Raw genomic sequence first — 25,192 nt, 5'->3', positions numbered from 1 at the left:
ATTGTGCGATGCACAATATTCATTGACTCTATTGTGCCATGCGATATGGCTATCGGCGTCAGGGGGCCGGGAGCTTCCCGGCAATGGGAATTTGCGCCTTCAAGTCTGGGAAAAGGAATTCCATCCATGGTCAAGATCGAAGACATTCAGAACTACGGCAAAGAGCATTTCGAGTCGGTCACCGCGTCGGCGAACAACCTGCAGAGCGGCGTTCAGGCCATCGCCACCGCCTATGGCGACTATGCCAAGAAGTCCTTTGAGGACACCAAGTCGTTCGTCGAGAAGCTGTCGGGCGTGAAGTCGCTGGACAAGGCGCTCGAGGCGCAGACCGAGTACCTGCGCTCGTCCTACGAGACCTTCGTTGCGGAATCGCAGAAGATCGCCGGCCTGTACAGCGACTGCGCCAAGCAGACCTTCAAGCCCTATGAGGGCCTGGTCTCCAAGTTCGCGCCCGCCGCTCAGTAAGCGTTGCCGACCAAGACAAACGAAAAGCCCGGCCGTTTGGCCGGGCTTTTTTGTTGTGCCTGAAGGGGGCGACTATTTGGCCAGCCGCAGCTTGCTGAGGGCGGTTCCGATCGTGTTGAACGTCGTCAGGATCTGGGTCGAGCTGGTCAGCATGAAGAATTTGTCGGGCGTGCTGGCGCAGTTCTTCAAGACGGTCGAGGTCGGATCGGCGGGCGAACTCGTGTTCACCTGGATCGTGTAGATCGTGTACAACGGCGCTCCGTTGGAATCCTTCGCGTTCTGCAGGTTTTGGCACATCAATGCCTGCCTTGCGTCGATCGGATTGCCTGAGGCTTGCGAGCTGCCGTCGCCGTACTCGGGCCAGCGGTCCTCGGTATTCAGACCGTCGGACAAGAGGATGATGACCCGGTTGTAGGTCGTGTTGGTGTCCTCCGACGGCGCGTTCAGCGGACCGCCCACCAGCAGCGACTGCCACGCCCAGGCGAGGCCGACGGCCTGGTTGGTACCGCCGGTCGGCTGCATCGCGTTGACCGCCGTCTTGAGCGCGCTCCAGTTGTAGCTCAGCGGAATGATGGGCTCGAGCGGCGTCGAGGCGCTGCTGCTGCAATAGAATGTGCTGTTCTCATAGTACTCGTTGGCCGGGAACAGCGTAGTGACGTCGGACGACGCCGGCAGCACGCCGGTCGCATCGTTCGGTTGGGTGCGGTCCGTGATGCAGCCCGTCCAGTTGCCGATCGGATTAGTGGAGGCCTGCCGCCAGTCGTTCTTTACCGTCGGGGTCTGACTTGTCGAGGTCCACTGGTTGTTGGTCCACCCGACAACGGCGCTGACCCGGGGCTGGCTCGTATTGTCCACCGTGTCGTTGGGGCCCGGCTGCGTCCAGTCGTGGGTATACAGCTTGCCGGTGCACTGATAGACGCCGCTGGTCGTCTTGCAACTGCAGCCGGACACCGCGTTGCCCGTGGAGTCCGTCGGACATGCACAGGAGTTCGAGCCGCTGCAGAACACCCCGGTGCCGGCCGCGGTGCTCACCCAGCAGCCATTGTAGCGCGTGTGCGAGTTCGCATCGACGCTGGGGCAAATGTAGCCGGAATAAGTCCCGCTCGAGGGGATGTAGTTCGCGTTGGACGTGCTGGTCGGGTTCTTCGTGCAGGTGAAGCCGCCATTGTTGTTGGTCCAGGGGCATCGCGCACCGGGTCCGACGGCGTGCCAGTTCATCGGCAGGCTTGCTTGCATGGTGCCGTTGGCGGGCTGCGTGGTCGGAGGGTTGAGCCAGTCGGTCCAGTCGATCCAGCTCTGGCCGACATTGCTGGTGCCGACATTGACGACCTTGGCGAACGGAATGACGGAGATGTAGACGTCACCATTGTTCTTGCTCAGCGCGCTGAGCTGGTCGATCAGTCCGCCGGTTCCGGCCACCGCGTTGCGCAGCGCGGTGATCTTGCCGTCCTGCGCCATCGATCCCGTGTTGTCGAGGGCGAGGGCGACGCGCATCTTGACGTTGCCCCAGGTGGTGGTCGTCGTGCTCTTGAAATCCAGCGTCGGAAAGCCGGCCAGCTGCATGAAATCGGATTTGATGTGGCCGGATCCGCCCAGCAGGATGGTGGCCGCCGCGCTCGAGGTCGGGGTGGTGTAGTTGGCCGTGACGGAAATGCCCTGGCCGTCCTTGTTGGTGTAGAGCGCGGTGAAATAGGTCTGCGCCTTGCTCGGGATCTCCGCAGCCGTGATGTTGCCCATGGTCAGATCCTTGGACAGCATCAGTGCGGTCGAATCGAGCGCCGCCTGCATCGCGGAGCGGGCGTTGTTGGCGCGGGTATAGTCGATCGCGGCTCCCACGAAAGCAAGGAGCGGCAGCATTGCGAAGGTGAAGATCACCGCGACATTGCCGTTATTTGCCCTGGAAAACCGGCGAGCAACCGCGCAGACGCGATCGGAAATGGCTGAACCAAGCATGGCACTCTCGTCGAAATGAATTGCGGTGGCATCTCGACCGGCGCCGCTAAACAGATGGTGAATCGGGCGCCGGAAACCCGGCAGGGCGGCGTGGGGCAGGCTCAAAAGCCGGGCAAAAGCGCTCGCTATCCTCAATGACGTCTAAATTGGCGGCCCGACTCCTTTGTCAAATCGGGCAGAAATGATTAACCTTCCGAGGGTTGCCGCGCCCGGAATCGGACCGGTGGGCCGCGCCGGGTCTGCGCTTGCGGCAGGACCTCGCGAGGCCCATATTCGGGAAGTCGATCCGGCCGCCGGATCGGACCGGGAGCGGCAATCTGGAAAGCATTGCTGGGGGTTCCGCGATCAGTCTTGCGGCAATCGCGACCACCATCCAATTGCCATCCGGTTTCCCGCCATCCGGTTTCCCTTGGGGAATTCGAACGCCTGAGCCATGTTGCGATCCACGTTGACAGTCCCGATTTCCGAGCCGGTTTCGTCGATGCCGGCGGTGGCCGCCGCGCCGGCGCCGAAAATGAACAATGATGACAACCGCAATGGGACGGGCAACGGCCCGTCGACCTCGGTCATCACCAAGGTCAAGCCGAAGACCAAGCGCCCGAACCTGTACCGCGTCCTGATCCTGAACGACGACTACACGCCGATGGAGTTCGTGGTTCACGTGCTGGAACGATTCTTCAACAAGGACGCCGAGGCGGCGACCAAGATCATGCTGCACGTTCATCACCACGGGATCGGCGAGTGCGGCGTTTTTACCTACGAGATCGCCGAGACCAAGGTGACGCAAGTCATGGACTTCGCGCGCAAGCACCAGCATCCACTGCAGTGCGTGATGGAAAAGAAATAGGTCGCTGGAACGACTGACCCGCCGCGAGGCGCGGAACGGGTCTTGCATCGCGGTTTTTGATGGTGGTGAACGGCGTTCCCGTACGATCACGGGCGTCGCCGCGCGACGCCCCGATGCCCCGAATTTAGAAGAAAACCATCATCGCGGGACCGGTCTTTCGCCACGATCCGTCGTAACTATATCAAAGGCGATCACGAAGGTTGTTATTGCCTGACCCGGTAATGGCGATCATGATGGCAGGGGGCCATAGAGGACGCGAATGCCAACTTTTTCCCAAAGCCTTGAACAGTCGCTGCACCGTGCATTGGCGATCGCAAACGAGCGTCACCATCAATACGCGACGCTCGAACATCTGCTGCTGTCGCTGATCGATGACTCGGATGCGGCGGCTGTGATGCGGGCCTGCAGCGTCGATCTCGACAAGCTGAGGACCAGCCTCGTTAATTATCTCGAGACCGAATTCGAAAACCTGGTGACTGACGGCGCCGATGACGCGAAGCCGACCGCCGGGTTCCAGCGCGTGATCCAGCGCGCGGTGATTCACGTCCAGTCGTCCGGTCGCGAGGAAGTGACCGGCGCCAACGTCCTGATCGCAATCTTCGCCGAGCGCGAGAGTCATGCCGCGTACTTCCTGCAGGAGCAGGACATGACGCGCTACGACGCCGTCAACTACATCAGCCACGGCATCGCCAAGCGGCCCGGCGTGTCCGAGGCGCGGCCGGTGCGCGGCGTCGACGAGGAAACCGAGACCAAGGGCAACGAGGACGCCAAGAAGAAGGGCGAGGCGCTCGAGACCTATTGCGTCAACCTCAACAAGAAGGCGCGCGACGGCAAGATCGATCCGGTGATCGGCCGCAATGCCGAGATCAACCGTGCGATCCAGGTGCTGTGCCGCCGCCAGAAGAACAACCCGCTGTTCGTCGGCGAAGCCGGCGTCGGCAAGACCGCGATCGCCGAAGGCCTCGCCAAGCGCATCGTCGACAGCGATGTGCCGGAAGTGCTGGCGGCCGCGACCGTGTTCTCGCTCGACATGGGCACGCTGCTTGCGGGCACCCGCTATCGCGGTGATTTCGAGGAGCGGCTCAAGCAGGTCCTGAAGGAGCTGGAGGCGCATCCGAACGCCATCCTGTTCATCGACGAGATCCACACCGTGATCGGCGCCGGCGCCACCTCCGGCGGCGCGATGGATGCGTCCAACCTGCTGAAGCCCGCGCTGGCTTCGGGCACGATCCGCTGCATGGGCTCGACCACCTACAAGGAATACCGTCAGCACTTCGAGAAGGACCGCGCGCTGGTGCGGCGCTTCCAGAAGATCGACGTCAACGAGCCAACGGTGGAAGACGCGATCGCGATCCTCAAGGGCCTGAAGCCCTATTTCGAGGATTACCATCGGCTGAAATACACCAATGAGGCGATCGAGGCGGCGGTGCAGCTGTCGTCGCGCTACATCCACGACCGCAAGCTGCCCGACAAGGCGATCGACGTGATCGACGAGTCCGGCGCGGCGCAGATGCTGGTCGCCGAGAGCAAGCGCAAGAAGACGATCGGCATCAAGGAGATCGAGACCACGATCGCGACCATGGCGCGGATCCCGCCGAAGAGCGTGTCGAAGGACGATGCCGAGGTGCTGAAGCATCTCGAGCAGACCCTGAAGCGCACGGTGTTCGGCCAGGACAAGGCGATCGAGTCGCTGGCGGCGTCGATCAAGCTGGCGCGAGCCGGCCTGCGCGAGCCGGAGAAGCCGATCGGCAGCTATTTGTTCTCGGGTCCGACCGGCGTCGGCAAGACCGAGGTGGCGAAGCAACTGGCGGCGTCGCTCGGTGTCGAGCTGCTGCGCTTCGACATGTCCGAATACATGGAGCGGCACACCGTGTCGCGCCTGATCGGCGCGCCTCCCGGCTATGTCGGCTTCGACCAGGGCGGCCTGCTCACCGATGGCGTGGACCAGCATCCGCATTGCGTCGTGCTGCTCGACGAGATCGAGAAGGCGCACCCGGATCTCTACAACGTGCTGCTGCAGATCATGGATCATGGCCGGCTCACCGACCACAACGGCAAGCAGGTCAACTTCCGCAACGTGATCCTGATCATGACCACGAATGCGGGCGCGGCCGACCTTGCGCGGCAGGCCTTCGGCTTCACCCGCTCGAAGCGGGAAGGCGACGATCACGAGGCGATCAATCGCCAGTTCGCGCCGGAGTTCCGCAACCGGCTGGATGCGATCGTCTCCTTCGCGCACCTCAATGCCGAGGTGATCGGCATGGTGGTCGAGAAGTTCGTGCTGCAGCTCGAGGCGCAACTCGCCGACCGCGACGTCACGATCGAGCTGTCCGAGCCTGCAAAGGCCTGGCTGATCGAGCACGGCTATGACGAGCAGATGGGTGCACGTCCGATGGCGCGCATCATCCAGGAGCACATCAAGAAGCCGCTCGCGGATGAGGTGCTGTTCGGCCAGCTCAAGGGCGGCGGACACGTCCGCGTCATCCTGGTCAAGGACGAGGCGACCGCCAAAGACAAGATCGGCTTCGAATATGTCGAGGGCCCGGTCACGCCGAAGCCCGAGAATCTGCCGCCGCGCAAGCGCAAGCCGCCGAAGGGCGGTCCCAACGGTGGCGGAGGCGGCACCAAGGGGCCGGCCTCAAAGGGACCGATGGTCAAGGTCTGAGGCGCGAACAAGCAATCAAATGAAAAAGGCCGGCCTGAACAGCCGGCCTTTTTGTTTCTGGCGGTGGGAGGCGCGTCTCTGCGCCGTCACTCGCCCTTCAGCCGCTGGCCCTCCTGGACCCGCACCCGGTCGGCACCGCGGCTGCCGGCGGAGGACAGCCGGAGCGTGCTGAACACGGCGCCCACGACGGCAAAGCCGACGCCGACCATCAGTGAGATCCGGGTGCCGTCGGCCGGATAGCGCGCCAGCAGCAGCGCCACCAGGGCGGCGCCGATGGTCTGTCCGAGCAGGCGCGCGGTCCCTAGCATGCCGCTGGCGCCGCCCGAGCGCTCGCGCGGGGCGGCGGCGATCATGGTGCGGTTGTTCGGGGTCTGGAACAGGCCGAAGCCTACGCCGGCGAGCGCCATGCGCCAGATCACGTCGATCGGCGTCGCGTTGGCCGGCATCAAGGCCAGCGTGCCCAATCCCGTCGCGAACAGCAGCAGGCCGATGCCGCCAAGCAGGCCGGCCGGATAGCGTTCCACCAGCCAGCCCGCGAGCGGGGCGGCGAACGCGACCGCGATCGGCCACGGCGTGATCAACAGGCCGATCTGAACCGCCGAATATCCGAAATGGTTTTCCAGATAGAACGGCATCGCGACAAAGGCCAGCATCTGGCCGCAGAACGAGGCGATCGAGGTGCCGATCGAGAGTGCGAAGATCGGAATCCGCAGCAGGTCGACTGGCAGCAGCGGCGAGGGCAGATGCTGCTGCCGCCGGTACAGCAAATGCGAGGCGACCGCGGCGACAGCGAACTCCAATGCGCAGAGATACAGCGACCCGCCATGGCCGGCGCTGTCGATCGCGCTGATGCCGAATCCGAACGCAATCGCGCTCAGCGCGGCGCTCTGCCAGTCGAAGGCGTGAACCGCCGGCCTCGTGTGCGGCAGGAAGCGCCAACCCAGCGCCAGCGTGACAATGCCGAGCGGGACATTGATGGCGAACAGATACGGCCACGTTCCGACCGCCAGGATGAACGAGGCGATGGTGGGACCGACCGCGGCCGAGATCGCGACCACCAGCGCGTTGACGCCGATGCCGCGGCCGAGCAGCGAATGCGGATAGATGAAGCGGACCAGCGCGGTGTTGACGCTGAGGATTCCGGCAGCGCCAAACCCCTGCAGGATGCGGGCGACCGTCAGCAGCGGCAGCGTGTGCGACAGCGCGCAGAACAGCGAGGCCAGCGTGAACAGCAACAGCCCCGCCAGATAGACGCGGCGATAGCCGATGATTTCGCCGAGCGAGGCCAGCGGCAGCAGCGAGATCGTGATCGCCAATTGATAGCCGTTGACGATCCAGATCGAGAACGCCGGGCTGGCGTTCAGATCCCGGGCAATAGTCGGCAACGCAACGTTGGCGATCGAGCCGTCGACGACGGCCATCACAAGGCCGAGCGCGATCGTGAGAATGGCCCAATTGCGCTGCGGCTGCGGCAGCCCGTCGGGATGCTCAATGATCGCGGACGACATGTCGTGGAGTGGCTCTCGGTTCCGGCGTTGCGGGGATTACCGCATGCTGGATTAGCCCGGCCTTTGCAACCCCGAATGCCGGATGCCGGCCGCGACCGAAACGAAGGCTCCGAGCCGAGGCGGCTCAGCCCTGGCCGAGCAATTCGTTGATGCGGCGCTGCAGCTGCCGCTTCTTGATCTCGCTGCGGCGGACCCGCTCGTCGAGATCGCTGACCGGCGTGTCGGAAGTCATGATCCGGAAGGCGAGGCCGACTTTGTTGGCCTGGCGCCAGATCAGACGGGCCAGGAACGAGCGGCCCTTGCGTGCGACGCTGAGATTCATCTCTTCGGGCAAGTGCGCGGCAACGCTAAATTCAACGCAGGCACCGCCTTCGCTGATGTTGCGGACGACGCAATCCATCGTCGAGCCGCGTTCATTGATCTCCGCAACCGCACCATAGAACACCTTGTCGCGTACGCTCTGGCGCCGGTCCTGCACGGGAAATCCTCCAAATGAACGGCACGACTGTACCGGTCCGCCCCAGCGAAAAGAAGGGCGCCGGGGGAGCCCGTTGCAGTTAGTGTAAATATTTGCATCCGTGAGAGCGTGGATTCCCGGCTATTTTGCGCCGCAAGAGACCTATGGCTTCCCTTTAGTTCGGCAGCCGGCTTTGCCGCCAATCGCGCGGCGACAGGCCGTAATGGTCGCGGAACACGCGGCCGAAATGCGAGAGATCGTTAAAGCCCCAGGCGAATGCGATCTCGCCGATGTGGCGATGCGCGTGCGCCGGCGAGGCGAGGTCGCGCTTGCAGCGCTCCAGCCGCTGCGCCAGCACGAAGCGCTGGAACGAGGTGTCTTCGTCGGCCAAAAGGCTGTTGACGTAGCGCGGCGAGATGCCGAGCGCTGCGGCGGTCTCGGTGAGGTTGAGCTCGGGGTTCGGCAGATGCGCAAGCACATGCGCCTTCAGCCGGTAGAGCAGCGCGGAGCGGTGGGTCGAGGCGGGCAGCGCGGCGCCGCCGAGTTGCTCGCTCATCGCCATCGCCAGCAGGTCGGCGGCCTGGTCGGCAAGGCGGATCGCGTTGTCAGGATCGAGCTTGTCGGCGATCTCGGAGAGCCCCGCGATGAACTGCCAGGCGAGCCGCTGCACGGGACGATCCGATGTGAACGTGGTCGCAGTTAAGCCCTGGGTGCCGGCAAAGCGCCGGTGCAGCATGGCGCGCGGCACCTGGAAGATGGTCTGCGTGAAGTCGGCGTTGAAGCGCAGCTCATAGGGCCGGGTGGTGTCGTAGAATGCGAACTCGCCGGGCTGGATCACGGTCTCGCGGCCGTCCTGCAGCACGGCGCCCGCGCCACTCCGGCCGAGGGCGAACAGAACAAAATCCTCGCTGGCGCGAGCGATCCGCGACGGCGTACGCAGCACCCGTTGCTGGCTCGACGAGACAACGGAGCATTTCACCGCGCCCAGCTGCGCGCTGGTGATGGCGCCGTGGAAGGCGGTGCCGAGATCGGACTTGCAGTCGAGCTGCACGAACACGTCGCAGACGATGTCCTGCCAGAGCGCAAGGCGCCGATGGGTGGGCGCGTCTTCCGTGGTGAACAGGGCCGGCATGATTTCCTCCCTTCACGAGTGCAAACGCTGGCCACGAAAACAAAGCAAGCTTCATACCGGGACGGCTGGGGAATCTCCTCCGCAGTCGAATTTTCCTTCCGTCCTGGTCGAACGGCGTGCCCGGTCCCGGGGCAGCATGATGTCAGAGGCCGCCATGGCCGATCAAGCACGAACCGGCCGCAAGCGTCGGCCGCGAGGAGGACATCATGGGCATCGAACATCCGAAATACCGCGTTGCGGTGGTGCAGGCGGCACCTGCCTGGCTCGACCTCGACGCCTCCATCGCCAAGTCCATCGCGCTGATCGAGGAGGCCGCCGCCAAAGGAGCGAAGCTGATCGCGTTTCCCGAGGCCTTCATCCCCGGCTATCCCTGGTACATCTGGCTGGACTCGCCGGCCTGGGCGATCGGGCGCGGCTTCGTGCAGCGCTATTTCGACAACTCGCTGAGCTACGACAGCCCGCAGGCCGAGAAGCTGCGGCTCGCGGTGAAGAAGGCCGGCATGACCGCGGTGCTCGGCCTGTCCGAGCGCGACGGCGGCAGCCTCTATCTCGCGCAATGGCTGATCGGGCCCGACGGCGAGACCATTGCGAAGCGGCGCAAGCTGCGGCCGACCCATGCCGAGCGCACCGTCTATGGCGAGGGCGACGGCAGCGACCTTGCCGTGCATGACCGTCCCGGCATCGGCCGGCTCGGCGCGCTGTGCTGCTGGGAGCATCTGCAGCCGCTGTCGAAATACGCGATGTACGCCCAGAACGAGCAGGTCCATGTCGCGGCCTGGCCGAGCTTCTCGCTGTACGATCCGTTCGCGCCGGCGCTCGGCTGGGAGGTCAACAACGCGGCCTCGCGGGTCTATGCGGTCGAGGGCTCATGCTTCGTGCTGGCGCCCTGCGCCACGGTCTCGCAGGCGATGGTCGACGAGATGTGCGACCGCGACGACAAGCACGCGCTGCTGCATGTCGGCGGCGGACACGCCGCGATCTACGGGCCGGACGGCAGCGCGATCGCCGAGAAGCTGCCGCCCGAGCAGGAGGGCCTGCTGCTCGCAGATATCGATCTCGGCGCGATCGGGATCGCCAAGAACGCCGCCGATCCGGCCGGGCACTATTCGCGCCCCGATGTCACGCGTCTGCTGCTGAACAAGAAGCCTTCGAAGCGCGTCGAGCATTTCGCGCTGCCGCTCGACAGCCTTGAGGAGATCGACGCGGCCGCGAGCTGAACAGACTACGGGCATGATCTTTTCGGAAAACCGCTTCGCACTTTTCCGGATCATGCCTTGGGCGACATCCAACCGGAGGCGACTGCCATGGAATCCGCCATTCCTTCTCATCTGCAGACAGCAGCCCGGTCGCGTCATCGGCGTGTGCCCGACGATTACGCGCCGCCTTATCCGTCCTTCGTTGCGCGCTACAAGCCCGCGATCACGCGCGTGATCATGGCCTATTTCGGCGTGCAATATCGAGGTGAGCGGAGCGCGGCGGCGAACGAGGCGCTGGCATCGATCGCAAAACGCTTTGCCGGCGAGAACGGCCCGACGCATTGGGACCGCGCGCAATATGTCGACCAGGCCGGCTTCACCAACGTCGTCTCGGTCGCCTATTGGGACGATGCCGGGCGTTTCGACGCCTGGTTCGACGGCGCGCGCGAGGCCTGGACCGGCAGCGGCGCCAGCGATGGCGTCGGTCGCTTCATCGAGGTGCTGCGGCCGCATGTTGCGCGCTACGAGACGCTGTTCTCGTCGCTCGGCCGTCCGGAGGGCGTCGCGGTGCTTGCCGACGGCATGAGCGGAGAGGTGCAGGAGCACGCCTATTGGGGCGGCATGCGCGACCGTATCGCGCTGTCGCAGACCGACGCGATGACGCCGGGCGGCGAGCCGCGCGTGATCCGCGACGGCGCACGCATCCGTGTGGTCGCGCATGACAATCTCTGCCTGATCCGTTCCGGACAGGACTGGAGCGATACCGAGGCAGCGGAACGCAAGATGTATCTCGACGATGTCGAGCCGGTGCTGCGCGAGGGCATGGATTTCCTGCGCGACGACGGCGTGCCGATCGGCTGCTATGCGAACCGCTACATGCGCGTTGTCGATGCGGAGGGCAGGCCAACCGAAAAGTCCTACGGCCAGAGCTGGTGGAAGAGCCTTGCGGCACTTGAGCGCTGGGCGGAATCGCACCCGACCCATGTCAGGATTTTTGGCGCGGCGATGAAGTATCTCTCGACCTTGGGGCCGAACGCCAAGCTCAGGCTGTATCACGAGGTCACGGTGGCTGCCGCCGACGAGCAGTTCTTCGAATATCTCGGCTGCCATGAACGGACCGGCATGCTCACCGCCATACAGGTCGCGGCGGCGCCATCCGCCTGAGAGCTCGCCTCAACATTGCTCCGTCATGGCCGGGCTTGTTTGCGCCATGCCAGCACGCCGCGGCTTCTCCGTGACTGACTGGTGTCTCTGGAATACCGGATCGCCCGGTCGAGCCGAGCGACGACGCTTTGAGTTGGCTAAGTGCTCGTGTCTAGCGCCGAGCCTTACGCCACGCGCTCGCGCAGGCCCTTGGCGACTTCCTTCTGCGCGTCGAACTCGCGGCGCAGGCGGGCCAGCTCCTCGGCGCTGAGCGCATCGGCGTTGCTGTAGTCGCGCTTCCAGGAAGCATCCTCGCTCCAGCGCAGCGGTGACTGCACGGTGGTCTGCGGACCGGGCGCCTGCTCAAGCACGCGCAGCGCCAGCTCCAGCGTGAACGCCTGCGAGGCGACGTCCTGCGGCTTGCCGGCGGAATTGCCGAGCGGGAAATCGGAGAACAGGAAACGCGGCACCGCGGCATGCTCGACGATATCCTTGGCGCAGCCCATCACGACCGTGGAAATCCCGTTGGCCTCGAGATGCCGCGCCACCAGGCTGACGGTCTGGTGGCAGACCGGGCAGTTCGGCACCAGCACCGCGGCGTCGACCTTGTCGTCACGGCAACGCTTGAGGATTTCGGGCGCGTCGGTCTCGATGGTGACGCGGTGGCTGCGGTTGGTCGGGGCGCCGAAGAAGCGCGGCGCGACGTCGCCGATCGTGCCGGCCGCGGCGAGGCGCTTCAGCTGTGCCAGCGGGAACCAGGTGCCGTTGTCGGTCGCCGTGGTGTGGGTGCGGTCATAGGCGATGTGCGAAATCCGCAGATCGTGCTGCTTTGACGTGTCGCCGTCATAGACCGCATAGAACTTGGCCCCGCCGTTGTATTTCGCGCCGGGACCCTGGTCGCCCCGTGCCGGATCGAACGGCGCCGCGGTCGTGATGATGGCGACCCGGGACTGGTTCAGCGGCTTCTTCAGGGGCTGGAACGGGGCGGAGGTGTAATGCGCCCAGCGGTAGGGGGTGGTGTAGCCGATCGCCGCGTAATAATCGCGGGTTCGCTTCATATAGCCGATCGGGGCGTCGTCATCGGGGGCAAAGCCGAGTTGATCGTCGGATGCTGCGGCCATTTTGCGCTCCCTTTTGCGCGCCATCATTTCAGTCCATAGCTAGACCACGAGCTTGCGGTGTCAAGCCGCGCCCGCACGGGAACAGAATTGCCATGCGAACCGGTCGTTGCGCCGCATTGGTCATGCTTGTGCTGCTGGTGCCGCCGGCCGGGGTCGGCGCGGAGGACGTTCCAGCCGCGGCTCCGGCGCCGCCGCCAGGCGCCGAGCAGCCGGCAGCGCCGCCCCCGGACAAGCCCGCTGAGAAGCCTGCGGCCGCGCCGGGGGAGCCGCCTGCGCCACCGCCGGGAGAGCAGGCCGCGCCATCGGCCGAGAAACCTGCCGCGCCCCCGGCGGATACGCCCGCGGCGGCAACTGACAAGCCCGCGGATGACGCGCGCGAGAGCGATACCCGCGAGGCGATGTGCCTGATGATCGAGTCGGCGGCGCGGGCCAACGATCTGCCGCTCGAATTCTTCGCGCGCGTGATCTGGCAGGAGAGCCGCTTCCAGGCCGATGCGGTTGGTCCGATGACCCGCAACGGCCAGCGCGCGCAGGGCATCGCGCAATTCATGCCGGGCACCGCGAACGAGCGCGGGCTGCTCGATCCATTCAATCCGGTGCAGGCGCTGCCGAAGTCGGCCGAATTCCTCAGTGAGCTGCGCAACCAGTTCGGCAATCTCGGCCTCGCGGCGGCGGCCTACAATGCTGGCCCGCGCCGGATCCAGGACTGGCTCGCCGGCTCCGGATACGTGCCGCAGGAGACGCGCAATTACGTCTCCGCGATCACCGGCTCTAGCGTCGATGACTGGGCCGCCGCCGGGCGCAACGGCAAGATGCCACAGCGCGCGCCGACCAAGAGCTGCCGCGAGCTGACGGCGTTGCTGAAGCGCGCGCCCAACCCGTTCGTCGCAGGGCTCGAGCAGCACATCACGCTGTCGGCGGCCAAGGTGTGGGGCGTCCAGCTCGCCGCCGGCTTCAGCCGCGACAAGGCGCTCGCGATGTATGACCGCGCCATCAAGCGGCTGTCGAACGTGATCGGCGATCAGGATCCGAGCCTGCTTTCTTCGCGGCTGCGCACCCGCGGCAGCGCGACCTTTTACCAGGTGCGCATCGGCGCCGACACGCGCCCCGAGGCCGACGGCCTATGCAACCGCATTCGCAAGGCGGGCGGGGCGTGTTTCGTGCTGAAGAACAGGGCGTGATTGCTTTGATCCCGTAGCCCGGATGAAGCGAAGCGCAATCCGGGACAGCTCTCGCCGGTTGCAAAAGCGGCCCCGGATTTCGCTGGCGCTTCATCCGGGCTACCGAGGCGCATACCGGACCTGTGCCGTCTCTTGCTTGACCCTGCGTTGTCAGCGCCCTAAGCCGCCGCGATTGCAAAACCATCCGGTTCCCCGTGGCGCTTCCTCCGCTCGATTCTCCGCAATGGCACACCTCGTTCCGCGCCTTCCTATGGGGCGCGCGGTCGATCGGCGCGACCGTGCTGACCCTGGTGCTGTTTGCGACCTATCTCGGCATCGGCGCGCTGGCGCATGATTCCGGCTTCTCGCTGGGCTGGACGCTGGCGAGCACGGCGTTCGTCTGGGCTGGCCCTGCGCAGATCATCGTGATCACGACACTCGGCTCCGGCGCCACCGTGCTGCAATCGGCGATCGCGGTCACCGTCAGCGCGATCCGCCTGTTCCCGATGGTGGTCTCGGTGTTGCCGATGATGCGCACCGAACAGACCAAGCGGCGGCATCTGATCCTGGTGGCGCATCTCACCGCCGTGACGCTGTGGGTCGAATGCTTCCGCTTCCTGCCGCAGGTGCCGCGCAACCGGCGGATCGCCTTTATCCACGGGCTCGGCTGCGGGCTGGTCACCGTCTGCCTGATCGCCAACACGATCGGCTACATGCTCGCGGCCAACCTCACGCCGCTGTTCGCCGCCGGCATGCTGATGCTGACGCCGCTCGCCTTCCTGTTCTCGACCGCACGCAATTGCCGCGAGCTCGCCGATGTCATCGCGCTGGTGCTTGGCCTATTGCTGTTCCCGCTGGCGGCGATGCTGAACAGCGGCGTCGACATCCTGGTCAGCGGGGTCGTCGCGGGCACCATTGCCTATGCCGTGCACCGGGCGAGGGCAGGCATCGTCGGGGCGCGCGCATGAGCGGTTTCATCGGCGACTGGCACGCGCTCGCGATCCTGTTCGTCGCGGGCGTCATCCCCAACCAGATCTGGCGCATGCTCGGCCTGTGGTTCGGCGGCGGCATCGACGAGAACTCCGAGCTCTTGGTCTGGGTGAGGGCGGTCGCCACCGCGATCCTCGCCGGTATCATCGCGCAGATCGTGGTGCAGCCGCCGGGCGCGCTCGCCAGCGTGCCGGACTGGCTGCGCTACGGCGCCGTCGCCGCGGGCTTTGTCGTGTTCATGCTGGCGAGGAAATCGATCTTCGCCGGCGTGATCGCGGGCGAGATCGTCATGATCGCAGGCAAATACTGGCTCGGCTGATTGCGGCGTCCGCATTATCCGCTACTCTCGCTCCCCAAGAACAAGACAACAGGGAAACGGCATGCAGCGGCGCGCATCATCGCTATTCATTGTTGCTCTGACGGCATTGCTGGCGGCGACGCTGCCGGCGCGCACCGGGGATTATCCGACGCGGCCGATCAAGCTCGTGGTGCCCTATGCCGCGGGCGGGCCGACCGACGTGCTCGGCCGCATCGTCGGCGAATATCTCGGGCGCGATCTCAAACAGGTGGTCGTGGTCGAGAACAAGGCCGGCGCGCAGGGCGCGATCGGCGCCGAGGCGGTGGCGCGCTCCGATCCCGACGGCTACACGCTGTTCGTGACGGCGGCCTCGATCTTCGTGCTCAATCCGATGCTCTACAAGAAGCTGCCCTACGATCCGGCCAGGGATTTTCGCCTGCTGTCCGTCATCACGGACGCGCCGATGATCATGGAGGTGCACCCGTCGGTGCCGGCGAGGACGATTGCCGAGTTCGTCGCTTACGCGAAGAAGAATCCCGGAAAACTCAATTTCGGATCGGCGGGCACCGGCGGCACGGTTCATCTCGCCGGCGAGATGTTCAAGCAGATGGCCGGCGTCGAGATGACCCACGTGCCGTACAAGGGCGCAGGACCCGCGCTGACCGATCTGCTGTCCGGCAACATCCAGCTGATGTTCGACACGCTCGGCACCGCGCTGCCGCCGGTCAAATCGGGCATGCTGCGGCCGCTCGGCGTCAGCTCGACCGAGCGCATCCCCGATTTGCCCGATCTGCCGACGATCGCCGAGAGCGGCTATCCCGATTATGCGGTCAGCGTCTGGTATGGTATCGCAGCGCCGTCGAAAGTGCCTGACGACGTCGCCGACAAGATCAAGGCTAGCCTCGACCGGGCCTTGAACGACGAAGCGTTCCGCGCTTCGCTGCTCAAGATCGGCTTCCCGCCGCTGCGCGCGAAGAGCCAGGCCGAGATCGACAAGTTCGTGAATACCGATCGCGCGCGGTGGGCGGGCGTGGTCAAGGCGCTGAACATATCGCTGGATTGACACATGGTACGTGAAATGGAACTGCGCCAGGGCGAGGTCGCCGTCGACATGCCGACGGCGCGCGATGCCGGGCTCGTCTTCATCGGCCGCATCCGCACGCCCTGGACCTCGCGGCTGGCGACGCCGCGGCAGGGGCGGCACGACGGCCCGGTGTGCCGGCTCGAGATTTTCGAGCCCTGGGTCGCCGCGATCAAGGGCGTCGATTTCTATTCAAATCTCGAGGTGCTGTACTGGCTGCACCAGTCGCGCCGCGACATCGTGCTGCAAAGCCCGAAGAACAACGGCAGCACCCGCGGCACCTTTTCGCTGCGCTCGCCGGTGCGCCCCAATCCGATCGGCACCGCGATCGTCAAGCTGGTCGGCGTCGAGGGCAACGTCATCCTGGTGCGCGGCCTCGACTGCCTCGACGAGACGCCGCTGATCGACGTCAAGCCCGACCGTTGCGAGTTCACCCCGCTCGCCCCGCCGCAGGCCGGGGACTTCGAGACGGAGTAGAATCTCTCAACCGGTCATTCCGGGGCGATGCGAAGCATCGAACCCGGAATCTCGAGATTCCGGGTTCGCGCTCCGCGCGCCCCGGAATGACAGCGGTGGGATTACTTCAACGCTGCGCTCAGCTTTGCCGCGCTTGCCTCTAGCACCTTGGCATCTTCCTTGTGGCTCGCAGGCGGCAGCAGCGCGACGCCGTCCTTGCGCGGCATGACGTGCATGTGCAGGTGGAACACGACCTGGCCACCGGCTGGCTCGTTGAATTGCTGCACGGTGATGCCGTCGGCCTCGAATGCCTTCATCGCGGCGGCGGCGATCTTGTGCGAGGCGCGCGCGACGTGCGCATAGTCGTCGGGCTTGATGTCGAGGATGTTGCGGGCAGGGGCCTTCGGAATGACGAGCGTATGCCCCGGCGAGCGCGGCATGATGTCGAGGAAGGCGAAGACGTGCTCGTCTTCATAGACCTTGTAGCAGGGCAGCTCGCCGCGCAGGATCTTTGCGAAAATGTTATTGCTGTCGTAGGCGGCGGGCATGGTGGCGGCTCCTCGATGATGCTGCTTTATTGCCTAGGTGGCGGCGGAGACGTCAAGCGTCGTCGTCGACCGTCTTGCGGAACGGGCCGGCCTCGGCGAGCTCACGGCCGACCTCGGCGACATAATCGCGCTCGCGCCTGAGGTAATCGGCGATCGCCCGGCGCAGTCCGGGATCGGCGATGAAATGCGCCGAATAGGTGGTCTGCGGCAGGTAGCCGCGCGCCAGCTTGTGCTCGCCCTGCGCGCCGGCCTCGACCACCTTGAGCCCGCGCTGAACCGCGAAATCGATCGCTTGGTAGTAGCAGACCTCGAAATGCAGGAACGGGTGGTGCTCGATCGCGCCCCAGTTGCGGCCGAACAGCGTGTCCGAGCCGATAAAGTTGATCGCACCCGCGATCCAGCGGCCGTTGCGCTTGGCCATCACCAGCAGCACGTCCCGGCTCATGGTCTCGCCGATCAGCGAGAAGAATTCTCGGGTCAGATACGGCCGGCCCCATTTGCGCGAGCCGGTCTCCATGTAGAACTCGAAGAACGCATCCCAGGCGTCCTCGGTGATGTCGGCGCCGGTCAGCCAGTGGATGGTGATCCCGGCGGAAACCGCCTCGCGGCGCTCGCGCTTGATGCCCTTGCGGTGGCGCGAGTTCAGCGAGCCGAGAAAGTCGTCGAAGGTCTTGTAGCCCTCATTGTGCCAGTGAAACTGCTGGTCGGTCCGCTGCAGGAAACCGTGTGCGCCGAGGAACCTGGCCTCGTCCTCGCGGGCGAACGTCACATGCACGGAGGAGGCCTCGGTGGCGTTGCAGAGTGCCCGCAGGCCGCGCGCCAGCGCCGAGCCGATCACCTCGCGGTCGACGCCGTCGCGGATCAACAGCCGCGGCCCGGTCGCGGGCGTGAAGGGGACGGACACCTGAAGCTTCGGGTAATAGCTGCCGCCGGCGCGGTGATAGGCCTCGGCCCAGCCGCGATCGAACACGTATTCGCCCTGCGAGTGCGATTTCAGATAGCAGGGCACAACGCCGACGATCCGGCCGTCGAGTTTGGCGATCAGATGCCGCGGGCCCCAGCCGGTCCGCGGGCAGGCCGAATTGGAGGCTTCCGCGGCGGCGAAAAAGGCGTGGGAAACGAACGGGTTATAGCTCGAACTTGCGGCGGTCTGGCAATCGTTTGCGGAACCGGGCGAGGCCAGCGTGTCGAGGTGATGGATGCTGTCCGCGTCCGCCTTGGGATTGGCGCAGGCGTCCCATTCGGCGGCCGGAATGCCGCCGATGTCAGCTACAGCCTCTAGGGTGATTTCAGAAGACGCCATCGAGAATGAAGACCGGTGCCTCGTTTGAGCATGATCTTTCCGGAACAGCTGGCCCCACTTCCGGATCATGCCCCGCATTCCGCCATCGCCGATGACGACCAACCTTCGCCAACATCGTGCGTCGCAGCGACGAGTTCAAGACTGCAGGGGCATGTCGCGGACATGTCAGGTTCCCGGTACAAACCCCTCGAAAATCATCTGGTCGGCGTAGCGCGCCGCGCGTTCGCGCTGTTCCGCGGTCCGCACGGTCCAGGCCAGCAGCGGACAGCCGAACACATTGCGGGCGATCCACGGCTCCGGTGCCGGCAACTGGTTGACCCAATAGGCGACGAAATGCGGCTCGGTCGTAAAGCCGTGCCGCAGGTAAAGCATGCTGTCGCGCTGCGCCGGCGTCAGCTTGTCCCAATGGCCGTCGTCATAGGTGCGCTGGGCGGTGATGCCGCGCGGCAGGTTCGGCATGATCTCGCGCAGCGCCAGCACCTGGTCGGGATCGAAGGACATGCCGACCACCGGGCCGGAATAGGACGCCAGTACCTCGGCCATCCGCCGCACCAGTCTGCGGTCGCCGTCGAAATGGCTCTTCACCTCGACCACCAGCGGCACGCGGCCGGCGACCAGCGCGCAGAGATCGCCGAGCGTCATCATCTGCTCGGCGGTGTCCTTGAACTTGACGGTCTTCAGCTCGGCCGCCGTCCTGGTCGCCAGCAGGCCCGCCCCCTCGGTGAGGCGGCCGAGCGCATCGTCGTGATGCACCATGGCCTCGCCGTCGGCGGTGAGCTGGATATCGCACTCGATGGCAAAGTTGCCGGCGACCGCGGCGGTGGCCGCGGCCGGCATGTTCTCGATGATACCGCGCGCGGCATCATGCAGGCCGCGATGGGCGACCGGCCGTTTCGTCAGCCAATCAGGAGCGCGCATCGATCAGGCGACTTCGAACACGCCTTCGACTTCGACCGCGGCGTCCGCGGGCAGCGAGGCGACGCCGACGGTGGTGCGGGCGTGGCGGCCCTTGTCGCCGAATGCTTCGACCATCAGGTCGGAAGCGCCGTTCAGTACCTTCGGCCCGTCGAAGAAGTCGGGCGCCGAATTGATGAAGCCGCCGAGCCGCACCACGCGCACGACCTTATCGAGGTCGCCGAGCGCGGCCTTGATCTGGGCCAGCAGGTTGATTGCGCAGCCGCGCGCGGCAGCGGCGCCCTGTTCGAGCGTGACGCCGGCGCCGAGCTTGCCCTTGGCGATCAGCTTGCCCTCGGCGTTGAAGCAGACCTGGCCCGACACGAACAGCAGGTTTCCGCTGCGGACGAAGGGGACATAGTTTGCGACCGGGGAGGTCGGCTCCGGAAGTGTGATGCCCTGTGACGCCAGTTTTTGTTCGACGGTACCCGCCATTTTTTGGTCCCCCAATTGGATTGCACGAAGCCTGAAACGCGGTCAGGGCCAAGTTTGCTTCGATTGTTTCGCGCATCGTGCCGCCGGTTGCAAGCGACGGTAAGGTGAGGACAACGCGGCCATGAGGTGCCGAATCGCACGGAAAGCTGCTGAAAATGACGGCATTTTCGCTGCGTACATTGCCATTTTGTCAGACTTGCCCCAGTTGCGGCGCAATACCACCGTCACTATTGTGGCGAATCCCTGCCCTCCTCGAGGAAACCACATGACCCTGCCGTTCCGGACTCCGTCGCGTGCCCTGGTGTTTGCGATCGCCGTTGCCGCAGGATCCGGCCTGGTTCAGGGGGCCGCCGCGGCGGCGGCCAGCGGGCCGTTTCTCGCGCATCAGGCGCTCTATGACCTCAGCCTGGTGAAGTCGCGCGGCTCCAACTCGGTCAGCGATGCGCGCGGGCGCATCCTCTACAATTTCTCCGGCAACTCCTGCGAAGGCTATACCTCCGAATTCCGCCAGGTGTCCGAGCTCGACAGCGGCGAGGGCAAGGTGACGCTGTCCGATCTTCGCTCCACGTCCTGGGAGGACGCGTCGGGCAAAAGCTACCGCTTCAAGATCGACACGCGGATGAACGACAGCGAATCGTCGCCGGTCGACGGCATCGCCGAGCGGGTCGGCGATCATATCACCGTGAAGCTGACCCAGCCGGTGAAAAAGACGTTCAATATCGACGGCAAGATCGTGTTCCCGACCGAGCAGATCCAGCACATCATCGCTGCCGCCCGCGACGGCAAGTCGGTGCTCGAGCAGACCGTCTATGACGGCTCCGACAACGGCGAGAAGATCTACAACACGCTGACCGTGATCGGGCGGCCGATCGCGGGCGATCGCGCGCCGTCATCGCCCGATCCGTCGACGGCGAGCAATGCGATGAAGGCCATGACGCGCTGGCCGGTGACGGTGAGCTATTACGACAGCGACGCGCGGGCGAAGGACGGCGAGCAGACGCCGGTCTACGCAATGTCGTTCGAGCTTTACGAGAACGGCGTCTCCCGTGCGCTGGTACTCGACTACAACGATTTCGTGATCTCGGGCGCGCTGGACAAGTTCGACGTCAGGGATTCCAAGCCCTGCAAGTGAGGGCTGGCTATCGCCACCCACTCAGCGTCGTCCCGGGCAAGCGAAGCGCGACCCGGGACCCATAACCACAGGGTTGAATTGTTAAAGGGGCTGTGGCCCCAACGTCGCGCAACAATCACCTTCGGTGGTTATGGGTCCCGGCTTTCGCCGGGACGACGGCGGAGCAAGCCCGAGCACTCCACGACACCGCACTGGCCTGAACCGTCCGACACGAGTACGCTTCCCTAAACACGCGTGTCAGGGAGGCACCTCATGAGCGAGCTCGACCATCTTCGCCCCAGCGGCCTGCATCACAATCCGGCTTACTCCCACGTCGTCGTCGCCTCCGGCGCGCGCACGATCTACATTTCGGGACAGGTCTCCGTCGACGAGGAGGGCCGCGTGGTCGGCGCCGGCGATCTTGCGGCGCAGACGACGCAGGTGATGCAGAACCTCGGCATGGCGCTGAAGGCCGCCGGGGCCAGCTATTCCAATATCGTGAAGATCACGACCTTCGTCGTCGGCTACAAGCCGGAGCTCCGTCCCATCATCGGCAAGGCACGCTCGGCATTCTTTGAGGGCATGGAGCCGCCGGCCTCTACGCTGGTCGGCGTCACCGCGCTCGCGGCGCCGGAATGGCTGATTGAGATCGAGGCGGTTGCGGTCGCGGATTGAAGGGCTGCGCAGTCGTCATGCGCGGGCTCGACCCGCGCATCCATCGCTTTTCAAAGAGTCCTCGTTGATGGATGGCCGGGTCAAGCCCGGCCATGACGACCGGTTACTCCTCCGCGCTCTTCTGCTGCCCCTCATAGGCAATGCCCCTGATCACGGCGGCATTGCCGAATTTCCTGCGCAGATTGTCCATCGCGCGTTCGGCGTGCGCCGAGCGGCGGTCGAGCATGTCGGAATCGTTGGCCTGCGCGCCCGGGCGCAGCGCGCTGACGCCGGTGCCCATCAGGCGGAAGGCGGTGCCGTCAATTTCCTTCGCGAGCATCTCGCGCGACACCGCAAAGATCTTGGCGGCAAGCTGGGTCGGGGTCTGGATCGATTGCGAACGGGTACGCTGGCGGAAGTCCGCGGTCTTCAGCTTCAGCGTGATGGTGCAGCCTGAGAGTTCGCTGGTCTTCAGCCGCGCCGAGACCTTCTCGGACAGTTTCCAGAGCAGTTTCTCCAGCGTTGCGAAGTCGCGGATGTCGGTCTCGAAGGTCGTCTCGCTCGAGATCGTCTTGGCGCCGCGATCGGCCACCACGCTCCGGTCGTCGATGCCGCGCGCCAGCCGCCACAGCCTACGGCCTTCGCTCGCGAACTGCTTCATCAATTCGTTCTCGTCGGCGCGCTGCAGGTCGGCGATGACGCGGAAACCGCGCTGCACCAGCTTCTCCTGGGTCGCAGGGCCAACGCCGTAGATAAACCCGACCGGCTTGCTCGCCAGCATCTCGCGCGCCTCGTCCTGGTCGAGCGCGGCAAAGCCCCTCGGCTTGTCGAGGTCGGAAGCGATCTTGGCGAGGAACTTGTTGCAGGACAGCCCGACCGACACCGTGATGCCGATGTCGCGCTCGACATCGCGGGCGAATTTGGCGAGCACCTTGGCCGGGATCATGCCGTGGACGCGCTGCGTGCCGGCGAGATCGAGGAAGGCTTCGTCGATCGACAGCGGCTCGACCAGCGGCGTCAGCGCCTGCATCGCCTGCCGCACCTCGCGCCCGACCCGGACATACTTCGCCATGTCCGGCGGGATCACGGTCGCATCCGGGCAGAGTTCCAGCGCCTTGAACATCGGCATCGCCGAGCGGACGCCATAGGTGCGGGCGATGTAACAGGCGGCCGACACGACGCCGCGCTTGCCGCCGCCGATGATGACCGGGCGGTCGGCGATCTCGGGATTGTCGCGCTTCTCGACGGTGGCATAGAACGCGTCGCAGTCGATGTGCGCCAGCGCCAGCGCGGGCAGGGCGCGATGACGCACCAGCCGCGGCGAGCCGCAATGGCTGCATCGCTTCACCTTGATATCGAGGTCGCCGAGGCAGTCTCGGCAGAAACTGAGGGGGCCGTCGGAAGCTGCCGCTGCCGTCGTCACGGCACGTCGCGCTCCCATTTCGGGTCGCCCAGCGCCTGATGGGCGGCGGCGATATTGGTCGGGTGCAGTTCCGAGGCCTTGGCAAACGCCTTCACGGTGGCGTCGTCGCGCATCACGAAATCGAGCACGCTCGCAAGAAATTGAGGATCGGACGCGGCGTTCCGCAGCGTCTCTGGACCGATTCCGGTTTCGGCCAGGAACAAGCCCAGCCGCTCGGGATCGCCGGCAATGAAGCCGAGCGCCTGAATCGCAACGATTTCAGCAACTTCCCGGGGGTTGTGAACAGGCTTTTTCAACGCGCCGGTTTGCCTTTCCGTTAACTTATGGTCTCTATTGAGAGGCCCATCATGCCCGAGTCTTCCGCATGTGTTCAAGCAACGGAAACCACGCTGCGGAAGTTGGACTTCGGGTTAACGGGTTAGAGCGATTCTGGCGCTAGTTTGAATTCACATTTTCGACGCGCCCCGAGCGCGGTGCGTGAGGTACCGCAGCCGGGCCCGTCTCCTGGGTTTGGGAGGGACGGGATGGCCAAAACCGTCCTGATCGTGGAGGACAACGAGCTCAACATGAAGCTCTTTCGCGATCTGTTGGAAGCGCACGGCTATCAGACTTCGGGCACCAGCAATGGCTTCGAAGCGCTCGACCTCGTCCGCAAGCTGCGCCCCGACCTCATCCTGATGGACATCCAGCTACCCCAGGTTTCCGGCCTGGAGGTCACGCGCTGGATCAAGGACGATCCCGATCTGCGCGCGATTCCGGTGGTCGCGGTCACCGCCTTCGCCATGAAGGGCGACGAAGAACGCATCCGCGAGGGCGGCTGCGAAGCCTATTTGTCCAAGCCGATCTCGGTCGGCAAATTTATTGAGACTGTCCGACGCTTTATCGGATAGGGGAGTTGTGGTGCAATGTCCGCGCGTATCCTCGTGGTCGATGACGTTCCGGCGAACGTCAAGTTGTTGGAAGCCCGTCTGTCAGCCGAATATTTCGATGTGCTGACTGCCTCCAACGGGACTGAGGCACTGGAAATTTGCGCACGCGCCGAATGCGACATCATCCTGCTCGACGTCATGATGCCCGACATGGACGGCTTCGAGGTCTGCCGCCGGCTGAAGTCGAATCCGGCGACCCATTTCATTCCGGTCGTCATCGTCACCGCGCTCGACAGCCCGGCCGATCGCGTGCGCGGCCTTGAAGCCGGCGCCGATGACTTCCTGACCAAGCCGGTGTCCGACGTCGTGCTGATCGCGCGCGTGCGCTCGCTGACGCGGCTGAAAATGATGACCGACGAATTGCGCATGCGCGCCATCACCTCGCTCGAGATCGGCATGCAGGCGCCCGAGCGCAGCGCGATCGCCGACAAGGGAACCGGCGGCCGCATTCTCCTCGTCGACGACCGGCCGTCGTCCTACGAGAAGCTGGCGCCGATCCTCTCCGCCGAACACAACGTCGACGTCGAGATCAATCCGTCGGAAGCCTTGTTCCACGCCGCCGAGGGCAATTACGACTTGCTGATCGTGTCGCTCAGCCTCGACAATTACGACGGTCTGCGGCTGTGCAGCCAGGCCCGCTCGCTGGAGCGCACGCGCCAGGTCCCGATCCTCGCCATCTCGGATGCCGACAACAACACGCGGCTGATGCGCGGGCTCGAGATCGGCGTCAACGACTACCTGCTGCGTCCGGTCGACAAGAACGAACTGTTGGCGCGGGCGCGCACGCAGATCCGCCGCCGCCGCTACACCGATCATCTGCGCGACAATGTGCAGAACTCGATCGAGATGGCGATCACGGATGCGCTGACCGGTCTCAACAACCGGCGCTACATGGAAAGCCACCTCGCGACGCTGGCGGAGCAGGCCTCGATCCGCGGCAAGCCGCTGGCGCTGATGATCCTCGACATCGACTACTTCAAGGCGATCAACGACACCTACGGCCACGATGCCGGCGACGACGTGCTGCGCGAATTCGCCGTCCGCATCCGCAAGTCGATCCGCGGCATTGATCTCGCCTGCCGCTACGGTGGCGAGGAGTTCGTCATCGTGATGCCCGAGACCGACCTGCACGTCGCCGGCATGGTCGCCGAGCGGCTGCGCCGCTCGATCGCGGGCGAGCCCTTCACCGTCGACAAGGGCGGCAAGCGGATCACAGTCACGATCTCGATCGGTCTCACCACGCTGGAGCGCAAGGGCGAGCAGGTCACCGATGTGCTCAAGCGCGCCGACACCGCGCTCTATCGCGCCAAGCACGACGGCCGCAACCGCGTGGTGTCTGCGGCAGCGTAGCGCGATCTCGTAG

At 65.0% G+C, this 25,192-nt stretch carries 26 protein-coding genes; 14 read left to right on the top strand and 12 right to left on the bottom strand.

Annotated features, from left to right (window positions below; all coding sequences use genetic code 11):
• The first annotated feature begins 126 nt into the window (after window positions 1-126).
• Window positions 127-465, top strand: coding sequence for a phasin family protein (locus ACE10X_RS24915; protein WP_016844841.1), 339 nt, complete (start codon window positions 127-129; stop codon window positions 463-465).
• Window positions 466-537: 72 nt separating this feature from the next.
• On the opposite strand, the gene ACE10X_RS24910 is transcribed toward ACE10X_RS24915, so the two are convergent.
• Both ACE10X_RS24910 and ACE10X_RS24905 read right to left on the bottom strand, forming a co-directional pair.
• Window positions 538-2,418, bottom strand: a complete 1,881-nt coding sequence (locus ACE10X_RS24910; RefSeq protein ID WP_375763007.1) for a pilus assembly protein TadG-related protein — start codon at window positions 2,416-2,418, stop codon at window positions 538-540.
• A 345-nt stretch (window positions 2,419-2,763) separates the two neighbouring features.
• Window positions 2,764-2,940: a hypothetical protein gene (locus ACE10X_RS24905; protein WP_156436563.1), complete on the bottom strand. Its 177-nt coding sequence runs from the start codon at window positions 2,938-2,940 to the stop codon at window positions 2,764-2,766.
• Between ACE10X_RS24905 and clpS the strand changes: the two genes are divergently transcribed.
• On the top strand, window positions 2,933-3,265 hold the full coding sequence (gene clpS / locus ACE10X_RS24900) for an ATP-dependent Clp protease adapter ClpS (RefSeq protein WP_038385792.1): 333 nt from the start codon (window positions 2,933-2,935) through the stop codon (window positions 3,263-3,265). The genes ACE10X_RS24905 and clpS overlap by 8 nt on opposite strands.
• 259 nt (window positions 3,266-3,524) lie before the next feature.
• Entirely contained in the window at window positions 3,525-5,930 is a 2,406-nt protein-coding gene (clpA, locus tag ACE10X_RS24895; RefSeq protein WP_028336408.1) for an ATP-dependent Clp protease ATP-binding subunit ClpA, read from the top strand.
• Between the two features lie 86 nt (window positions 5,931-6,016).
• Here clpA and ACE10X_RS24890 read toward each other — a convergent pair whose 3' ends face one another.
• The 3 genes from ACE10X_RS24890 to ACE10X_RS24880 form a co-directional block, all read right to left on the bottom strand.
• Complete coding sequence (locus ACE10X_RS24890; RefSeq protein WP_375763006.1) at window positions 6,017-7,438, bottom strand: MFS transporter; 1,422 nt, start codon at window positions 7,436-7,438, stop codon at window positions 6,017-6,019.
• Window positions 7,439-7,562: 124 nt separating this feature from the next.
• Window positions 7,563-7,916 (bottom strand): PilZ domain-containing protein, encoded by a 354-nt coding sequence (locus ACE10X_RS24885; protein WP_038385788.1) that lies wholly within the window; start codon window positions 7,914-7,916, stop codon window positions 7,563-7,565.
• Window positions 7,917-8,070: 154 nt separating this feature from the next.
• Window positions 8,071-9,027 carry a helix-turn-helix domain-containing protein gene (locus ACE10X_RS24880; protein WP_038385787.1) on the bottom strand — a complete coding sequence of 319 codons (957 nt, stop codon included), beginning with the start codon at window positions 9,025-9,027 and terminating at the stop codon, window positions 8,071-8,073.
• Between the two features lie 206 nt (window positions 9,028-9,233).
• Here ACE10X_RS24880 and ACE10X_RS24875 point away from each other — a divergent pair, with 206 nt between their 5' ends.
• Together ACE10X_RS24875 and ACE10X_RS24870 are read left to right on the top strand one after the other, a co-directional pair.
• Entirely contained in the window at window positions 9,234-10,244 is a 1,011-nt protein-coding gene (locus ACE10X_RS24875; protein WP_253608338.1) for a carbon-nitrogen hydrolase family protein, read from the top strand.
• Between the two features lie 87 nt (window positions 10,245-10,331).
• Entirely contained in the window at window positions 10,332-11,387 is a 1,056-nt protein-coding gene (locus ACE10X_RS24870) for a phenylacetaldoxime dehydratase family protein (protein ID WP_375763005.1), read from the top strand.
• A 164-nt stretch (window positions 11,388-11,551) separates the two neighbouring features.
• On the opposite strand, the gene ACE10X_RS24865 is transcribed toward ACE10X_RS24870, so the two are convergent.
• On the bottom strand, window positions 11,552-12,487 hold the full coding sequence (locus ACE10X_RS24865; RefSeq protein WP_038385790.1) for a glycine/sarcosine/betaine reductase selenoprotein B family protein: 936 nt from the start codon (window positions 12,485-12,487) through the stop codon (window positions 11,552-11,554).
• A gap of 92 nt (window positions 12,488-12,579) precedes the next feature.
• Here ACE10X_RS24865 and ACE10X_RS24860 point away from each other — a divergent pair, with 92 nt between their 5' ends.
• From ACE10X_RS24860 to tsaA, 5 genes are all read left to right on the top strand, one after another.
• Window positions 12,580-13,668 carry a lytic transglycosylase domain-containing protein gene (locus tag ACE10X_RS24860; protein WP_244435858.1) on the top strand — a complete coding sequence of 363 codons (1,089 nt, stop codon included), beginning with the start codon at window positions 12,580-12,582 and terminating at the stop codon, window positions 13,666-13,668.
• Window positions 13,669-13,862: 194 nt separating this feature from the next.
• The gene (locus ACE10X_RS24855) at window positions 13,863-14,615 is read left to right on the top strand and encodes an AzlC family ABC transporter permease (protein WP_028336401.1); all 753 of its coding nucleotides are present in this window, start codon (window positions 13,863-13,865) and stop codon (window positions 14,613-14,615) included.
• Window positions 14,612-14,956 (top strand): AzlD domain-containing protein, encoded by a 345-nt coding sequence (locus tag ACE10X_RS24850; protein WP_028336400.1) that lies wholly within the window; start codon window positions 14,612-14,614, stop codon window positions 14,954-14,956. Before ACE10X_RS24855 ends, ACE10X_RS24850 begins: the two co-directional genes overlap by 4 nt.
• A 61-nt stretch (window positions 14,957-15,017) precedes the next feature.
• Window positions 15,018-15,998, top strand: a complete 981-nt coding sequence (locus ACE10X_RS24845; RefSeq protein ID WP_375763004.1) for a Bug family tripartite tricarboxylate transporter substrate binding protein — start codon at window positions 15,018-15,020, stop codon at window positions 15,996-15,998.
• 3 nt (window positions 15,999-16,001) lie between these two features.
• Window positions 16,002-16,493 carry a tRNA (N6-threonylcarbamoyladenosine(37)-N6)-methyltransferase TrmO gene (gene tsaA, locus ACE10X_RS24840; protein ID WP_038385781.1) on the top strand — a complete coding sequence of 164 codons (492 nt, stop codon included), beginning with the start codon at window positions 16,002-16,004 and terminating at the stop codon, window positions 16,491-16,493.
• Between the two features lie 101 nt (window positions 16,494-16,594).
• Here the strand turns inward: tsaA and ACE10X_RS24835 are convergent, their stop codons facing one another.
• The 4 genes from ACE10X_RS24835 to ACE10X_RS24820 form a co-directional block, all read right to left on the bottom strand.
• Complete coding sequence (locus tag ACE10X_RS24835) at window positions 16,595-17,020, bottom strand: HIT family protein (protein WP_028343342.1); 426 nt, start codon at window positions 17,018-17,020, stop codon at window positions 16,595-16,597.
• 52 nt (window positions 17,021-17,072) lie between these two features.
• Complete coding sequence (locus tag ACE10X_RS24830; RefSeq protein WP_038385780.1) at window positions 17,073-18,323, bottom strand: GNAT family N-acetyltransferase; 1,251 nt, start codon at window positions 18,321-18,323, stop codon at window positions 17,073-17,075.
• 165 nt (window positions 18,324-18,488) lie between these two features.
• Window positions 18,489-19,241, bottom strand: a complete 753-nt coding sequence (locus ACE10X_RS24825; RefSeq protein ID WP_038385779.1) for a glycerophosphodiester phosphodiesterase — start codon at window positions 19,239-19,241, stop codon at window positions 18,489-18,491.
• A gap of 3 nt (window positions 19,242-19,244) precedes the next feature.
• Entirely contained in the window at window positions 19,245-19,712 is a 468-nt protein-coding gene (locus ACE10X_RS24820) for a RidA family protein (protein WP_016845428.1), read from the bottom strand.
• Between the two features lie 265 nt (window positions 19,713-19,977).
• Between ACE10X_RS24820 and ACE10X_RS24815 the strand changes: the two genes are divergently transcribed.
• Both ACE10X_RS24815 and ACE10X_RS24810 read left to right on the top strand, forming a co-directional pair.
• Window positions 19,978-20,844, top strand: coding sequence for a cell envelope integrity EipB family protein (locus tag ACE10X_RS24815; protein ID WP_375763003.1), 867 nt, complete (start codon window positions 19,978-19,980; stop codon window positions 20,842-20,844).
• A 252-nt stretch (window positions 20,845-21,096) separates the two neighbouring features.
• Window positions 21,097-21,498 carry a RidA family protein gene (locus tag ACE10X_RS24810; RefSeq protein ID WP_253590036.1) on the top strand — a complete coding sequence of 134 codons (402 nt, stop codon included), beginning with the start codon at window positions 21,097-21,099 and terminating at the stop codon, window positions 21,496-21,498.
• A 103-nt stretch (window positions 21,499-21,601) separates the two neighbouring features.
• Here the strand turns inward: ACE10X_RS24810 and ACE10X_RS24805 are convergent, their stop codons facing one another.
• Together ACE10X_RS24805 and ACE10X_RS24800 are read right to left on the bottom strand one after the other, a co-directional pair.
• Window positions 21,602-22,918 (bottom strand): DNA polymerase IV, encoded by a 1,317-nt coding sequence (locus tag ACE10X_RS24805; protein ID WP_375763002.1) that lies wholly within the window; start codon window positions 22,916-22,918, stop codon window positions 21,602-21,604.
• Entirely contained in the window at window positions 22,897-23,196 is a 300-nt protein-coding gene (locus ACE10X_RS24800) for a DUF3572 domain-containing protein (protein WP_225646969.1), read from the bottom strand. The genes ACE10X_RS24805 and ACE10X_RS24800 overlap by 22 nt, the downstream gene beginning before the upstream one ends.
• Window positions 23,197-23,424: 228 nt before the next feature.
• Between ACE10X_RS24800 and ACE10X_RS24795 the strand changes: the two genes are divergently transcribed.
• Both ACE10X_RS24795 and ACE10X_RS24790 read left to right on the top strand, forming a co-directional pair.
• Complete coding sequence (locus tag ACE10X_RS24795; protein ID WP_028336390.1) at window positions 23,425-23,790, top strand: response regulator; 366 nt, start codon at window positions 23,425-23,427, stop codon at window positions 23,788-23,790.
• Between the two features lie 15 nt (window positions 23,791-23,805).
• The gene (locus tag ACE10X_RS24790; RefSeq protein WP_168857442.1) at window positions 23,806-25,179 is read left to right on the top strand and encodes a PleD family two-component system response regulator; all 1,374 of its coding nucleotides are present in this window, start codon (window positions 23,806-23,808) and stop codon (window positions 25,177-25,179) included.
• Window positions 25,180-25,192: the final 13 nt, after the last annotated feature.

This window comes from Bradyrhizobium sp. Pha-3, assembly GCF_042258325.1.
In the GTDB taxonomy this organism is placed as follows: domain Bacteria; phylum Pseudomonadota; class Alphaproteobacteria; order Rhizobiales; family Xanthobacteraceae; genus Bradyrhizobium; species Bradyrhizobium elkanii.
Note: the sequence above shows the minus strand (reverse complement) of the source record. Positions and strands in the feature narration are given on the sequence as shown.